This is a genomic window from Halomonas sp. SpR1 (assembly GCF_031010175.1).
GTDB lineage: Bacteria > Pseudomonadota > Gammaproteobacteria > Pseudomonadales > Halomonadaceae > Vreelandella.
On the sequence record NZ_JAUAMB010000049.1, the window covers coordinates 13,776 to 27,613 of the forward strand.

14 protein-coding genes and 1 tRNA gene are annotated in these 13,838 nt (G+C 56.8%); 2 read left to right on the plus strand and 13 right to left on the minus strand.

Annotated elements, in window-relative coordinates; all coding sequences use genetic code 11:
- Window positions 1-5: 5 nt before the first annotated feature.
- The 8 genes from pilW to trmJ all read right to left on the minus strand — a co-directional run bounded on the left by pilW (window position 6) and on the right by trmJ (window position 6,718).
- Window positions 6-740, minus strand: coding sequence for a type IV pilus biogenesis/stability protein PilW (pilW, locus tag QT231_RS22155; RefSeq protein WP_308338963.1), 735 nt, complete (start codon window positions 738-740; stop codon window positions 6-8).
- Window positions 741-880: 140 nt separating this feature from the next.
- Window positions 881-2,071, minus strand: coding sequence for a 23S rRNA (adenine(2503)-C(2))-methyltransferase RlmN (gene rlmN, locus QT231_RS22160; protein ID WP_308338964.1), 1,191 nt, complete (start codon window positions 2,069-2,071; stop codon window positions 881-883).
- An 89-nt stretch (window positions 2,072-2,160) separates the two neighbouring features.
- On the minus strand, window positions 2,161-2,586 hold the full coding sequence (gene ndk / locus QT231_RS22165; protein WP_308338965.1) for a nucleoside-diphosphate kinase: 426 nt from the start codon (window positions 2,584-2,586) through the stop codon (window positions 2,161-2,163).
- A 230-nt stretch (window positions 2,587-2,816) separates the two neighbouring features.
- A complete protein-coding gene (locus tag QT231_RS22170; RefSeq protein ID WP_064235867.1) occupies window positions 2,817-3,143 on the minus strand; it encodes an iron-sulfur cluster assembly accessory protein in 327 nt (108 codons plus the stop codon).
- 25 nt (window positions 3,144-3,168) lie between these two features.
- Window positions 3,169-4,347: an aminotransferase class V-fold PLP-dependent enzyme gene (locus tag QT231_RS22175; protein WP_308338966.1), complete on the minus strand. Its 1,179-nt coding sequence runs from the start codon at window positions 4,345-4,347 to the stop codon at window positions 3,169-3,171.
- Window positions 4,348-4,399: 52 nt separating this feature from the next.
- On the minus strand, window positions 4,400-4,867 hold the full coding sequence (gene iscR / locus QT231_RS22180; protein WP_022520074.1) for a Fe-S cluster assembly transcriptional regulator IscR: 468 nt from the start codon (window positions 4,865-4,867) through the stop codon (window positions 4,400-4,402).
- Between the two features lie 78 nt (window positions 4,868-4,945).
- Window positions 4,946-5,809, minus strand: a complete 864-nt coding sequence (gene cysE / locus QT231_RS22185; protein WP_308338967.1) for a serine O-acetyltransferase — start codon at window positions 5,807-5,809, stop codon at window positions 4,946-4,948.
- Between the two features lie 144 nt (window positions 5,810-5,953).
- Window positions 5,954-6,718 (minus strand): tRNA (cytosine(32)/uridine(32)-2'-O)-methyltransferase TrmJ, encoded by a 765-nt coding sequence (gene trmJ / locus QT231_RS22190; RefSeq protein ID WP_308338968.1) that lies wholly within the window; start codon window positions 6,716-6,718, stop codon window positions 5,954-5,956.
- 197 nt (window positions 6,719-6,915) lie between these two features.
- Here trmJ and QT231_RS22195 point away from each other — a divergent pair, with 197 nt between their 5' ends.
- On the plus strand, window positions 6,916-7,710 hold the full coding sequence (locus QT231_RS22195) for an inositol monophosphatase family protein (RefSeq protein WP_308338969.1): 795 nt from the start codon (window positions 6,916-6,918) through the stop codon (window positions 7,708-7,710).
- Window positions 7,711-7,808: 98 nt separating this feature from the next.
- Here the strand turns inward: QT231_RS22195 and secF are convergent, their stop codons facing one another.
- The 5 genes from secF to queA form a co-directional block, all read right to left on the minus strand.
- Entirely contained in the window at window positions 7,809-8,735 is a 927-nt protein-coding gene (secF, locus tag QT231_RS22200; RefSeq protein WP_308338970.1) for a protein translocase subunit SecF, read from the minus strand.
- Between the two features lie 78 nt (window positions 8,736-8,813).
- The gene (gene secD, locus QT231_RS22205; RefSeq protein WP_308338971.1) at window positions 8,814-10,667 is read right to left on the minus strand and encodes a protein translocase subunit SecD; all 1,854 of its coding nucleotides are present in this window, start codon (window positions 10,665-10,667) and stop codon (window positions 8,814-8,816) included.
- 133 nt (window positions 10,668-10,800) lie between these two features.
- Complete coding sequence (gene yajC / locus QT231_RS22210) at window positions 10,801-11,127, minus strand: preprotein translocase subunit YajC (protein WP_071695382.1); 327 nt, start codon at window positions 11,125-11,127, stop codon at window positions 10,801-10,803.
- 102 nt (window positions 11,128-11,229) lie between these two features.
- The gene (tgt, locus tag QT231_RS22215; protein ID WP_374694424.1) at window positions 11,230-12,351 is read right to left on the minus strand and encodes a tRNA guanosine(34) transglycosylase Tgt; all 1,122 of its coding nucleotides are present in this window, start codon (window positions 12,349-12,351) and stop codon (window positions 11,230-11,232) included.
- A gap of 94 nt (window positions 12,352-12,445) precedes the next feature.
- Window positions 12,446-13,477 carry a tRNA preQ1(34) S-adenosylmethionine ribosyltransferase-isomerase QueA gene (gene queA, locus QT231_RS22220; protein WP_308338973.1) on the minus strand — a complete coding sequence of 344 codons (1,032 nt, stop codon included), beginning with the start codon at window positions 13,475-13,477 and terminating at the stop codon, window positions 12,446-12,448.
- 114 nt (window positions 13,478-13,591) lie between these two features.
- Here queA and QT231_RS22225 point away from each other — a divergent pair.
- Window positions 13,592-13,678 (plus strand) — tRNA-Leu (locus tag QT231_RS22225).
- The last annotated feature ends 160 nt before the right edge of the window (window positions 13,679-13,838 follow it).

Genomic DNA, 13,838 nt, shown 5'->3' on the forward strand with positions numbered 1-13,838 from the left:
ATCAGTCAGTCGCTGCCAAGCAGGCGCTGGTATTCGGCGGCGATGCTAGGCTCGCCGCGTGAATGAGCGATATCAACCGCCATTCTTAGCGCTGCTTGGTTGGGCTCGGTAAGCTGTAAATAGGTTTGCAGCGGTGCCCAGGCCTGAGAGTAATTACCCTGCGAATATTCGAGTTCAGCTAACATTAAATAGCCGCGTGAATTACGCGGATCAATACTTTGCGCGCGCTCCAACCGAGCACGCGCTTTATCATATTCTTCCAGCGCCAGGTAACACTGCCCCAGGTTAGTGAACAACTGGGCACGGTTGGCGTACTGGGCATCGTCTGATGCGGTTTCTAACTGCTCACAGGCGGCATTGAACTGGCCCTGACCGTACAAGAATGCTGCATAGTTATTACGGGCGCGGGTGAAGTCGGGTTCGGCATTCACCGCCTGTTGAAAATAGTCGTTGGCAAGGTCACTTTCGCCCTGGCGCTGGTAAACCAGGGCCAGCGCCTGCAGTGCTTCGGCATGGCGTGGGGCAATTTCAAGCGCCCGATCCAGTGCGTTGAGCGCGCGGGGAAGATTGTCACGCTCCAAATAGGCAACGCCTAGCTGGGTATAGGCGTCTGCCGCCGCGGGATTGGCTTGCGGTGTATGGTTGTTGGACGAGGCACAGCCGGCCAGCCACAAACTACCGATCAGCACGGTGAGCATGGGCACCCGTGATGGGTGTTGGCGCCTGCGGTGAGCAATCATGTAAATCCTCGTGTGGTGAACGTCCAACTGCCAGTAAGGCAATATAAGTAAACAGCAGAGTTCATCTAAATAAAAACCGTGACCATCAAAGCGCCGTGCCAAGCGGAAGTCAAGACAAGCCCGGTTTTCTAAACCTCACCTTAGTCCGCATCGAGCTGCACTGACTGGATATAGCGTGCGCTGCGTTTGGTGCGATCCTTCACGCGACCAACCAACTGGCCGCAAGCGGCATCAATATCTTCACCTCGGGTCGTTCTTACCGTCGCGTTGTAGCCTAAATCATATAACCACTGCTGGAAGCGCATCACCTGGTTACGCGACGGTTTTTCGTATCCAGAGTTGGGGAACGGGTTAAACGGTATCAAATTGATCTTACACGGTAGCTCTTTAAGCAGCGCCGCTAGCTGCTCAGCGTGCTCCTGCTGATCATTGACGTCCTTGATCAGCGTGTACTCGATGGTGACCTGACGATTATCCGGACACTTGGCAAGGTAGCGGTGGCAGGCATCCAACAGCGCGCGAATATTGTACTTGCGGTTGATGGGCACCAGCTCATTGCGCAGCTCATCCGTAGATGCATGCAGCGAAATCGCCAGGCTGACATCCATCTCATCACCGAGCTTATCGATCATCGGCACCACGCCAGAGGTCGACAGCGTCACACGGCGCTTGGACAGGCCGTAGCCGTTGTCATCGAGCATCAGCTTCATGGCGGGCACAACATTATCGAAGTTGAGCAGTGGTTCGCCCATGCCCATCATCACCACGTTGGTCACTGGACGATTGGCCGTATCACGCCGCGGGCCAACGCTGCGCTGGGCGACCCACACCTGGCCGATAATTTCAGCAGCGGTCAAGTTGCGCTGAAACCCCTGCTTGCCGGTAGAGCAGAAGCTGCAATCCAGCGAGCAGCCGACCTGGGATGAGACGCATAGCGTGCGGCGTTTGCCGTTCTCCGCCGGGATCAGCACCGTTTCTACATAGCTGCCATCCTCCACTTCCAGCACCCACTTACGGGTGCCGTCGCTGGAGGTGCCTTCATAGACAACCCCAGGGCCACGTATTTCTGCCAGCCTGGCCAGTTTTTCACGCAGCGCTTTGGAGAGATTCGTCATGGCAGCAAAATCATCGCTGCCTTCCTGGTGAATCCACTTCATCAGCTGTGCAGCGCGGAACTTCTTTTCGCCAATCGACAGAAAGAAGGCTTCCATCTGCTCGCGAGACATGCCAAGCAGGTTTTGACGCTCAGGCGTCGCTTTTGCAGCAGGCGTGCTGGCGGCATCTGTGTCAGTAGGTGGGGCAGGCGTATGTTGGGCTACAGTGGTGGTCATGGCGGTCAGCGTTATAGAAAGGGGCGGGGGACTAGCCCCCGCAAAATGGCCGGCAACGAAAGTTGGTTCGGCGGCGCTACCTTAGAAGCTTAGCGCGGGCAGATTTCGTCGTTGCCAAAGAAGTAGCTAATTTCGCGCTCAGCGCTTTCCGGAGAATCAGAACCATGGACAGCATTGGCGTCGATTGTTTCCGCGAAATCGGCGCGAATAGTGCCGGGTACCGCTTCTTTCGGGTTAGTCGCGCCCATCAAGTCACGATTTTTGGCGATGGCGCCTTCACCTTCAAGCACTTGTACAACAACCGGGCCAGAGGTCATGAAACCGACCAGGTCTTTAAAGAACGGACGCTCTTTGTGTTCTGCATAGAAGCCGCCAGCCTTCTCTTCAGAGAGATGAACCATTTTGGCTGCAACAACCTTCAGACCAGCTTTTTCGAAGCGGGCAATGATTTCACCGATGGCATTTTTGGCAACGGCGTCAGGTTTGATAATAGAGAGTGTGCGTTCAGTAGCCATGTAAATGGTCTCCTTGAAAAAGGCTTAAGCAAAAAGTGCCGCCCTAGAAGGCCAGGGCGGCCCAGAAAATGATTCAGTTAATAGTGCTTCGGCAGCTAGCGTTTTTAAACAGCATTGCTTTGAAAACGCATGCGGGCGTAACCCGGCTGCCGGAGCCTGTATCCAGGGGCGCGATTATAGCGCTTAAGCCGGGGGATGAATACCTGCGATGAAGCTCGGCAATACAAAGCCTAGACGGTGAAGCTCTCGCCGCAGCCGCACTCATCTTTGACGTTGGGATTGTTGAAGCGGAAAAAGCGATTTAGTCCTTCGCTGACGTAATCCACTTCGCTGCCGTTGAGCATCTCCACCGCATCGGGGGCGACATAAACGCTGGCACCATGGGCTTCAAAATGCACTTCGTCATCACTGACGGTGTCGGCAAAATCAAGTACATAGCTATAACCAGAGCAGCCGCTTGGCTTGACCGAGACGCGTAGGCCAAGGCCTTGGCCGCGCTCGTCGAGCACGTGGCGAATCTGTTGTGCGGCAGCCGGGGTAATATTGAGTGTTGCCATGAGGCGTCCTCCTTAAAATAGTCAGCTAGTCAGCCGCTTGACGGGGCGGTGTACGTAAACCGCTCACCGCATGGCGTATGAGTGTTAGCGCATGGTCAATGTCGGCTTCAGTGGTAAAGCGCCCGAAGCTAAAGCGCAGCGATGAGAGCGCCAGCGCGCGCGGTGTGCCGATGCCGAGCAGCACGTAGGACGGGTCGACGCTGGCCGAGTTGCACGCCGATCCAGTCGAAACTGCCACATCGCGCAGCGCCATTAGCAGCGACTCCCCGTCGACGCCTTCAAACGCCAGGTTGAGAATGTTGGGAACAGCGCGGTCTAGTGGGGTGTTGGCATAGACGCCCTCGAGACCTTCAAGACCGCGCAAAAAGCGCTGCTGTAAGCGCGCAATATGAGCGTTGTCTTCATCGTACTGCTGCTGCATCAGCGCAAAAGCTTCACCCATGCCAGCAATTTGGTGGGTCGGCAGGGTGCCGGAGCGCATGCCGCGCTCATGGCCGCCGCCATGAATCAGCGCTTCAACGCGAATATCCGGGTGGCGCCTCACATACAGCGCCCCAACGCCTTTTGGGCCGTAGGTTTTATGGCCAGACAGCGACATCAGGTCAATCTGCTGGGCCACCACGTCCAGGGGAATTCGACCAACCGCCTGGGCGGCATCGGTATGAAAGGCTGCGCCAAACTCATGGGCAACCGCCGCCAGGGCCGCAATATCGTTGATGCTGCCCAGCTCGTTGTTAACCGCCATCAGTGAGACCAGCGCGGTGTCGTCACGCATTGCGTCGCGCAGCTGTTCAGGTTGAATGCAGCCATCCCGCCCAGGTGTTAGCCAGGTGACCTCAAAGCCCTCTTTTTCCAGCGCATGGGCGGTATCCACGACCGCTTTGTGCTCGATGGTCGAGGTGATCAAGTGTAGGCCGCGCTCGCGGTTGGCGCGCATAAAGCCAATCAGCGCTAGGTTGTCCGCTTCGGTAGCACCACTGGTCCAGACAATTTCTCTCGGGTCGGCGCCAATCGCGTCGGCCACCTGGCGCCGCGCCTGCTCAATCACCTGCTCTGCCTGCCAGCCCAGCATATGGCTGCGCGAAGCCGGGTTGGCAAATAGCTGGTCAACCGTTAGGTAGCGTTGCATAACCTCAACCACACGGGCATCCGCCGGCGCGGTGGCGGCGTAATCCAGGTAAATGGGCAGCGTGGGTGTGGTCATCGTTACGTTCCAGCGGTTGTTCGGTCAGGGTAGTCGGGTTTGTGTCGTCGGGTCAGGGTGAAGAGGCGAGAATGCCTGCCTCGGCACGCTGTTTCTGTCGCGACGCAATACGTATGACATCAGGGCGCAGCATCAGTTGTGCCAGGGTCATATCGTCAAGGAAATGGCGTATCTGCACGGAGAGCTCGCACCACAAATGGTGGGTCAAACAGGTATCGCCCTGCTGGCAGTCGGAAAGCCCCTGGCAGCGGGTGGCATCGACGCTTTCGTTCACCGCGTCAATCACCTTTGAAACGCTGATGGCGTCCGCAGGCTGCGAAAGCAGATAGCCGCCGCCTGGGCCGCGCACGCTATTGACCAGGCCTGCACGGCGCAGGCGAGCAAAAAGCTGCTCTAAATAGGAGAGCGATATCTCCTGGCGCTGAGAGATATCGCTTAGGCTGGTCGGGCCGTTATGGGCATGCAGGGCTAAATCGAGCATGGCAGTAACGGCATAACGGCCTTTGGTGGTCAAGCGCATGGCAAGCCCCTCGACGCTGAACGCTCAGCGCACTAACGGCAAATGTGCTTCCATTATGGGAAAACCTGAGTGCTTTGGTCAACCATTACGCGGCGGCAGTGTTTCTTGCTCACTGGCCGACGCCTCTGCCGAGTGCTTGCCAAGGCCAGAGCAGCCGGTATCGTTTTCGTCCAGAATGTCGGCAAAATCTTCATCACGCAGCGCCGGTAGCTGGCCATCGCGGTAGTTGTCATCCAGTTTGCGCAGGGTCGAGCACATGCGCTCGATACGCTCATCCACGGCGTGCATATGGTCGAGCATGGCCTGCATCGAACGGGCCACCGGGTCGGGCATATCCTGGCTGACGCCGTAGGCATCAAAGCCAAACTTCTGGCAGATCGCTTCGCGGCGTGCCGGATCGACATCAAGTGCCTCTTCCACATCGGGGTCGGCCCGTTTAACAATTTTGCCGGGAATGCCGACAACGGTAGCCCCCGGCGGTACTTCTTTGGTGACCACCGCGTTGGAGCCGATTTTGGCCCCGGCACCCACGGTAAACGGGCCGAGTATCTTGGCACCTGCACCCACAATCACACCATCACCCAGGGTGGGGTGGCGCTTGCCCTTGTTCCAGCTGGTGCCGCCAAGGGTAACCCCTTGATAGAGCGTAACGTTATCGCCCACCAGCGCCGTTTCGCCAATCACCACGCCCATGCCGTGATCGATAAAAAACCGCCGCCCAATCGTGGCGCCCGGGTGAATTTCAATCCCGGTCAGCCAGCGGGAAAACGTCGACAGCGTCCGCGCCAACCATTTGAGGTTTTTCTTCCATAGCCAGTGGCCGCAGCGGTGCAGCAGCAGGGCGTGCAGGCCGGGGTAGTTGGTCAGCACCTCAAGAAAGTTACGTGCGGCTGGGTCGCGGTCAAATACGCTGTTGATGTCTTCACGTAGACGTTGAAACATGAGGTGTTCCTTGGCGTTAAAGGGCGGCGTCTGGCTATTGAAGTATCACCGATTCTTGGAATATCAATAGTGGAATCACGTTAAGAATAGCGAAGTTGGGGCGTGCAGCGTCAACTTCAAGTTTAACGCTGCTGCTCTCACTGTTTATGGCTTGGGTGGCTTGGTGTTCGCCGCCTTCTCGGTGGCCGATAGAATCCCGCGCAGAATATTCATTTCCATACGCTCCGGGCGAGCGCGCAGGTAGAGGCGGCGCAGTCTCGCCATTAGCTGCCGCGGCTGATCCGGGTCGTGAAAACCGATGCCAATCAGCGTGCGCTCCAAGTGTTCAAAATAGCGCTCAAGCTCAGCATGGGTGGCCAGAGCATCGTCAGCACTAGGCACTGGTGCGGGCGCATTGGCTTGGCTATCTGCTTGATTTAGCCAGGCCATGCGACACTCGTAGGCGAGTACTTGTACCGCCGCCGCCAAATTGAGCGAGCTAAAGTCGGCATTGGTGGGTATATGCACGTGGGCGTGGCAGCGCTGCAGCTCAGCGTTGGTCAATCCGCTGTCTTCGCGACCAAATACCAGCGCCACGCGAGAATCAGCAGCCTGGCATTCGGTAGGCAGGCGGTCGGCCAACTCCCTGGGCGATAGCATCGGCCAAGGAAGGGTGCGCGAGCGTGCACTGGCACCCACGGCCAGAGTGCAATCAGCCACTGCGTCTTCTAGCGTGGCGTGGACGTTGGCTTGGTGAAGCAGGTGATCAGCGCCGGAAGCGCGGGAAATGCTGTCCTGGGTAATCACCTCACAGCGGGGGGCGACAAGGGCCAGGTCTGCCAAACCCATATTGTGCATGGCGCGGGCGACGCCGCCGATATTACCAGGATGGCTAGTGCCGATTAAAATAATGCGGATGCGCTCAAGCATGAATAAGGCTCGGTGAATAAAAAGGCTCGGTGAATAAAGAGGGTGATTATTATCGCGTAAAGCGCGCAGTCTAGCATGAGTCGGTGGTATGCCCGAGAGCGGTCTGCTAGTATTGCGCGCCAAAGGCGGCACCTGCGCCTACTTTTGCTCTATGATTAGCATCACGTTCTTTAACATCACTGTCACAAGGCCCGATCATGAATCCGATGGTCCAATTTACGTTGCGCGCAGCGCGCAGCGCTGTTGAGCACTTCCTACGCGTACGCGAACGTATTGAAAACGCGCACGATGAATTTAACCTTGACCGCCTACTCGACGAGACGGCGCGCAAGGCCGAAGCGACGATTGTTCAGCAGTTGGAGCGCGGTTATCCCCAGCACGGTGTTACCGGTCGCTTTACGCCGCATCGCGCGGGAGAAGGTGAAGGCGCGGATATCGTCTGGAAAATTGAACCGATGCACGGCTACTCCAATTTAGCCGTCGCCGGTAAAGGCTTTGCACTCTCAGTGGTGTGTCTTATCAAAGGTCGTCCCGAACACGCAGTTATTATCTGCCCGTTCGCCGACGACGAATATATCGCCAGCCGCGGCCGCGGCGCCCAGTACAACGACAAGCGCATGCGCGTTAGCAAACCGACCGCCATCAGCGGCACGCGCATGGCCATGAGTCTGCCGGAAGTATGGCTGCGCCCGCGCAATTTACCTGCCTATTTAACCGTTTCTCAGCAGCTTGCTCCTCAGGTAGAAAACCTGCTGGCTACTGGCTGTGGGCTATTGGATCTATGTGAACTGGCCACCGGACGAGTGGATAGTGCTTTTGTGCTTGGCTTGGAAGAGCAGGATATGCAGGTTGGCACGCTGTTCCTGAAAGAGGCGGGCGCCCTGATGGGTACCCCGGACGGCCAGCCCACGGTGAAAGTGGAAGGGCAGTTAATGGCTGCCGGACCGCGTCTCTATAAAGCTCTGATCAAGCAGCTAACGCCGCACTTCTAAGCAGCGCTGCTCAGTCTTTAAAAACCAAAAAATGCCCCTGCTGGGTTTCCAGCAGGGGCATTTTTGTAGGCTAAACAAGAGGAGTAAAAGAGGCGCCGTTAAGGCAGTTCTTCCTCTTCCTCGTCGAGCTCTTTCTTGGTGGGAATCAAATCTTCCCGCGACAGTTTGAGCGGTAGCAGTAGCGCCGCAGCAATATAGATCGATGAGAAAGTACCCACCACAATGCCAACCAGTAGCGCAATGGCGAAGTTCTCGATCATATCGCCGCCAAGCAGCAGCAGCGCCAGCAGCACCAGTACGGTGGTGCCCGATGTTGCTAACGTACGCGAGAGCGTGGCGTTAATCGCTTCGTTGAAAATCTGCGGCATATCGTCGATCCGCGAGGTGCGGATAGCTTCTCGGACGCGATCATAAACCACGATGGTATCGTTCAACGAGTAGCCGATAACCGCCAGGATAGCCGCCAATACGGTAAGGTCGAAATCAAGCTGAAACAGCGCAAAAACGCCCACCACGATGATCACATCGTGCATCAGAGCAAGCAGCGCACCAATCGCAAACTTGTACTGAAAGCGGAAGGCGACGTACAGCATTACCACGCCCAAGGCCACCAGCAGGCCGAGCCCGCTTTGGTCGCGTAGTTGATCGCCTACCTGGGAGCCAACAAACTCTGAGCGCACAAGATCCACGCTATCGCCACTGGAGCGCAGCAGATTAACGACCTCACCGCCTACGTCGGCATCAAACGCCTGCTGAAGACGAATCAATACTTCAGTGGATGCCCCAAAGGTTTGCACGGAGACATCTTGGAAGCCGCTGTCTTCAAGCAGAACACGAATAGCATCCAGAGAGGGCGCTGCGCCGTAGCGCACCTCAATCAGTGTGCCGCCAGTAAAATCCAGCCCGAAGTTAAGCTGTTGAAATATGATGGCAGCAATCGACACTATTAGCATCGCAGCGGAGACGATATAGGCAAGTTTACGCCGCCCCATAAAGTCGATTTGCAGGTGTGATAGGGGTTTCATTGCCACCTCTTAAGTTCTGGGCTAAGCACGTGGATTAGAGTCATGTTGTTTAAATTCATGCTTTCAAATCCATGCTCTTTAAATCCACAGCTTTTTGACGGGTTTGCTGCCATAGGCCAAGTTGACCATGGCGCGAGTCACCATTAGCGCGGTGAACAGCGACGTCAAAATGCCGATAGAGAGCGTAACGGCAAACCCTTTGACGGGGCCGGTACCAATCGAAAACAGGATAACGGCGACCAGCAGCGTAGTGATGTTGGCGTCAACGATGGAGGTAAAGGCGCGCTCATAACCGGCCTGAATCGCCTGCTGAACCGACAAGCCATTGCGCAGCTCTTCACGTATTCGCTCGAAAATCAGCACGTTGGCATCCACCGCCATACCCAGCGTCAGCACGATACCGGCAATCCCCGGCAGTGTCAGCGTAGCGCCCAGCATTGACATTACCGCGACCAGCAGCGTTAAGTTGAGCGCCAGGGCGATGTTGGCAAACACCCCAAACACCTTGTATCGCACCAGCATAAACAGCACGACGAGCAGCAGGCCGATCTGGACTGATAGCAAACCACGCTCAATGTTTTCAGCGCCCAGGCTTGGCCCAATGGTGCGCTCTTGGACAAAGTAGATGGGGGCCGCAAGGGAGCCAGAACGCAGCAGCAGTGCCAGTTCCGCGGCTTCTGTTGGCGAGTCTAAACCGGTGATCCGGAAGCTGTTGCCCAGGGCGCTCTGGATCGTCGCCAGGCTAATGATGCCGCGCTCAACGTAGGGCTCGCGCTCAATGGTCTCTTCGCCCGTTTCCGGGTCGGTGACCACCGTGTCTTCGCTTTTATGTTCGATAAACAGCACCGCCATATTGCGACCAATATTGGTGCGCGTGGCGCGATTCATCAGCGTGCCACCGGTGCCGTCCAGATCAATATTGACCTGGGGGCGGCCGTTTTCATCGAAGCTATTGCTGGCGCTGGAGACGCTATCGCCGGTAATGATCACATCGCGCATTAGCTCAGCGGTGCGCGATGGCTGATTACGGAAGGGTAGGGTTTCCGTTTCGTTGTCCGGCGTATCATTGCGGGCTTCAAGGCGGAATTCCAAATTCGCTGTCGCACCGACAATGCGTTTAGCTGCTACGGTATCCTGGATGCCCGGCAGCTCTACGACGATTTGGTTGGGGCCTTGGCGCTGCACCATGGGCTCAGCCACGCCCAGCTCGTTGACCCGGTTGCGCAAGGTAGTCAGGTTCTGGTTGATCGCGTAGTCCTGAATCTCGTTGACTGACTGATCGCTAAGCGTCATTACCAGCGTCGAGGCGCGACCATCGCCTTCGCTGCTGTATTCAAAGTCAGGGAAATCACGACTGATCAGGCTGCGCGCGGTATCGCGGTCTTCAGCGCTGGCAAAATCGATCGACAGCGAGCGCTCGTCGACATCGGTATTGCGATAGCGAATACGCTCACTGCGTAGCAGCTCACGCATGGCGCTGGCGTTGACCTCCAGGCGCTGGGTAAGTGCGGCGTCCATATCCACTTCGAGCATGAAGTGGACGCCACCGCGTAAATCAAGGCCCAGCGTCATAGGCGAGGCGGAGAACGCCTGCAGCCACTCGGGCGTTGCTTCAGCGAGGTTCAGCGCTACCGTTGCCTCACTGCCTAACAGGTCAGCGGCAATGTCGCGTGCGGGGAGTTGATCATCGTCATGACGCAAACGAATGAGCCACTGCCCGTTCTCTTCTTCGATCGCTTTGATCGCGATATCGTTTTCGCTAAGCGCAGTTTCAACACGGTCTATCTGACGCTCATCCAGCGAATCGCCTTGGGCGCTGCTGATTTGGATGGCGGGGTCTTCGGGGAATAGATTGGGAAGCGAGTAGATAAGGCCAACCACCAGGACGACCAGTATCAGCAGATACTTCCACAGGGGGTAACGGTTGAGCATGTAAGCCCTGCCTTCAATTACAAACGGAATGCTGTGCACGGACACGCCGTGCACAGCAAAGTTCACCATCATTCATACCATGTCACCCCTGCCGGGGTGGCTGGCACTTAATCGGCAGGGGAAGTTACACGGCTTAGATGGACTTGATGGTGCCTTTAGGCAGTACGGCGGCAACGGCGTTCTTCTGCACGTTAACTTCGGTGCCTTCAGAGATCTCGATGGTCAGGAATTCGTCGCTCACCTTTGTGATACGACCCACCAAACCGCCGCCAATGACGATTTCGTCGCCTTTATCCAAGTTAGACACCAGCTGTTTGTGCTGCTTCGCACGCTTGGCCTGGGGGCGCCACAGCAGGAAGTAGAAAATCAGCACGAAGCCAACCAGCATGACGATTTGCGCAATACCACCGCCAGCGGCGGCTTCTTGGGCATGGGCTGGTGAGATGAAGAAATCCAGCATTGAAGAGAACTCCTGAGTTAGAAAGCTTAGTTTTAGTAAGGCTTAGAATACGCGTGGTCAAACAGTTTAAACCACGCGCCAAGGCGCGTGGCGATTAATTCGTTAGGGTTGGCTTAGCGGAGGCACTGGTAAACCGCGCCGTGCATAGAAGCCTTCCACAAAGGTCGTCAATGTACCCGCTTCAATTGCCGCGCGCAAATCAGCCATCACACGCTGGTAGTAACGTAAGTTGTGGATGGTGTTAAGCATCGAACCGAGCATTTCATTACAGCGGTCTAAATGGTGTAAATAGCCCCGTGAGAAGCTCTTGCAGGTATGGCAGTCGCACTCTTCATCAAGCGGGCGAGTATCAAAACGGTGCTTGGCGTTACGAATTTTGACCGTGCCTTCTGAGGTGAACAGGTGGCCGTTACGGGCGTTGCGGGTGGGCATCACGCAATCGAACATATCCACCCCCCGGCGCACGCCTTCCACCAGGTCTTCGGGTTTGCCGACGCCCATTAAATAGCGCGGCTTATCATCCGGCATCCAGGTGGGCAGGTAGTCGAGCACCTTTATCATCTCTTCTTTAGGCTCGCCCACCGAAAGGCCGCCAATCGCCAGACCATCAAAGCCGATCTCTAACAGCCCTTTAAGCGAGCGCTCGCGCAGTTCAGGGTGCATGCCGCCCTGAATAATACCGAACAGCGCGGAGGGCGAATCGCCGTGAGCATCGCGGGAGCGCTTGGCCCAGCGCAGCGACAGCTCCATGGACTTCTCGGCTTCGTCAAAGGTGGCGGGGTAGGGGGTGCACTCGTCAAAGATCATCACTACATCGGAGCCCAGCGAACGCTGCACTGCCATGGACTCTTCCGGGCCCATAAACACTTTGCTGCCATCCACCGGCGAGCGGAAGTGCACGCCCTGCTCGGTGATCTTGCGCGTCTCGCCTAGCGAAAAGACCTGAAAGCCGCCGGAGTCGGTGAGTATCGGTTTATCCCACTGGGCAAAGTCGTGCAGGTCACCGTGGGCTTCGATGACGTCGGTGCCGGGGCGTAACCACAGGTGGAAAGTGTTGCCGAGAATGATTTCAGCGCCAATCTCTTTGACGGAATCCGGCGTCATGCCTTTCACCGTCCCGTAGGTGCCCACTGGCATAAACGCAGGCGTTTCCACCGTGCCACGGGGGAAGTGAAGGCGGCCACGGCGGGCGCGGCCATCGTCGGCCAGGCGCTCAAAGCGCATAAAGCATTCGTTTCGCATAATAAGGTAACTCGTTAATCTCGTTCGTTTGGCGCGACGGGGCAGGGTTGGTGAGTCATCACTTAGTAGCCAACGTCTAGCGGGTCAGCAGCATGGCATCGCCATAGCTGAAGAACGCATAGCGCTCGGCTACCGCCCGTTGGTAAGCGTGCATGATGGTGTCGTAACCCACAAAGGAGGAGACCAACATCAATAGCGTCGATTCAGGTAAATGGAAATTGGTAATTAAAGCATCCACACAGCGCCACTGGTAACCGGGATAGATAAAAATATCGGTATCGCCACTGAAAGGCGCGATCTGCCCATCGCTGCTTTTCATGCAGGCGCTTTCCAGGCAGCGCACGCTGGTAGTGCCCACCGCCACTACACGTTTACCCGCCGCGAGTGTGTCACGCACTTGCTGGCAGGTCTCTTCGGTCACTTCAATCCACTCGCTGTGCATATGGTGTTCTTGAATATTGTCCACCCGCACCGGTTGAAAGGTGCCTGCGCCCACATGAAGGGTGACAAAGGCGCGGTTAATACCTTTATCCGCCAGCGCATCCAGCAGCGGCTGATCAAAGTGCAACCCCGCCGTAGGCGCAGCGACGGCACCATCACGCCGGGCGTACACGGTCTGGTAGCGCTCACGATCGCTGAGCTCATCTTCGCGGGTAATATATGGCGGCAGCGGCATATGGCCGTGCTTTTCCAGCAGCGCGATCATCGGCGTATCGCCCAAAAAGCGCAGCTCGAACAGTGCATCCCGGCGGCCTTCCACAATGGCGTGAATGTCACCTTCGAAGATCAGTTCGGTACCCGGTTTCGGCGATTTGCTCGAACGGATATGCGCCAGGCCACGGTGGGCATCCAGCGGGCGCTCAAGGAGCATCTCCACCTTGCCGCCGCTGGCCTTATGGCCGTGCAGGCGCGCTGGAATCACCCGGGTGTCGTTAAACACCAGCAGGTCGCCCGGCTCCAGAAGCTCAAGCAAATCAGGAAAACGGCGATGCTCAAGCGCACCGCTCTGCCCATCTACGCACAGCAAACGGCAGTCGCTACGCTGCTCAGAAGGGTAGCGAGCAATTAATTCGTCGGGTAGCTCGTAATGAAAATCCGCGCGCTGCATGGCGTATAACTCTTAGCGTTGATCAAACAGGCGGCATAGGATAGCGCTTTGGCTGGATAAAGTCAGTCAATGCGATTGACCTAACTAGAAATTTACGTATACTACGCACGCATTGCCGGTATGGCGGAATTGGTAGACGCAGCGGATTCAAAATCCGCCGCCTTTACGGGTGTGCCAGTTCGAGTCTGGCTACCGGCACCAAATTTAAAATCAGGCACTTAGGTGCCTTTTTTTGTGGTGCGCCAGGCATGGCGCGCAGCGCCTTGACTGGCGCTGTTCCTGGGGGTGGTGCCTCAGGATGACTTGGGGGTGAAAGTCCCCTGCACGCCCGGCAAGGGGAAGTGCTAGCCGACGGCAAGGG

Coding starts and splice junctions, on each gene's coding strand:
- pilW (WP_308338963.1), bottom strand. CDS start 740: ATGATTGCTCACCGCAGGCGCCAACACCCATCACGGGTGCCCATGCTC.
- rlmN (WP_308338964.1), bottom strand. CDS start 2,071: ATGACCACCACTGTAGCCCAACATACGCCTGCCCCACCTACTGACACA.
- ndk (WP_308338965.1), bottom strand. CDS start 2,586: ATGGCTACTGAACGCACACTCTCTATTATCAAACCTGACGCCGTTGCC.
- QT231_RS22170 (WP_064235867.1), bottom strand. CDS start 3,143: ATGGCAACACTCAATATTACCCCGGCTGCCGCACAACAGATTCGCCAC.
- QT231_RS22175 (WP_308338966.1), bottom strand. CDS start 4,347: ATGACCACACCCACGCTGCCCATTTACCTGGATTACGCCGCCACCGCG.
- iscR (WP_022520074.1), bottom strand. CDS start 4,867: ATGCGCTTGACCACCAAAGGCCGTTATGCCGTTACTGCCATGCTCGAT.
- cysE (WP_308338967.1), bottom strand. CDS start 5,809: ATGTTTCAACGTCTACGTGAAGACATCAACAGCGTATTTGACCGCGAC.
- trmJ (WP_308338968.1), bottom strand. CDS start 6,718: ATGCTTGAGCGCATCCGCATTATTTTAATCGGCACTAGCCATCCTGGT.
- QT231_RS22195 (WP_308338969.1), top strand. CDS start 6,916: ATGAATCCGATGGTCCAATTTACGTTGCGCGCAGCGCGCAGCGCTGTT.
- secF (WP_308338970.1), bottom strand. CDS start 8,735: ATGAAACCCCTATCACACCTGCAAATCGACTTTATGGGGCGGCGTAAA.
- secD (WP_308338971.1), bottom strand. CDS start 10,667: ATGCTCAACCGTTACCCCCTGTGGAAGTATCTGCTGATACTGGTCGTC.
- yajC (WP_071695382.1), bottom strand. CDS start 11,127: ATGCTGGATTTCTTCATCTCACCAGCCCATGCCCAAGAAGCCGCCGCT.
- tgt (WP_374694424.1), bottom strand. CDS start 12,351: ATGCGCTTTGAGCGCCTGGCCGACGATGGCCGCGCCCGCCGTGGCCGC.
- queA (WP_308338973.1), bottom strand. CDS start 13,477: ATGCAGCGCGCGGATTTTCATTACGAGCTACCCGACGAATTAATTGCT.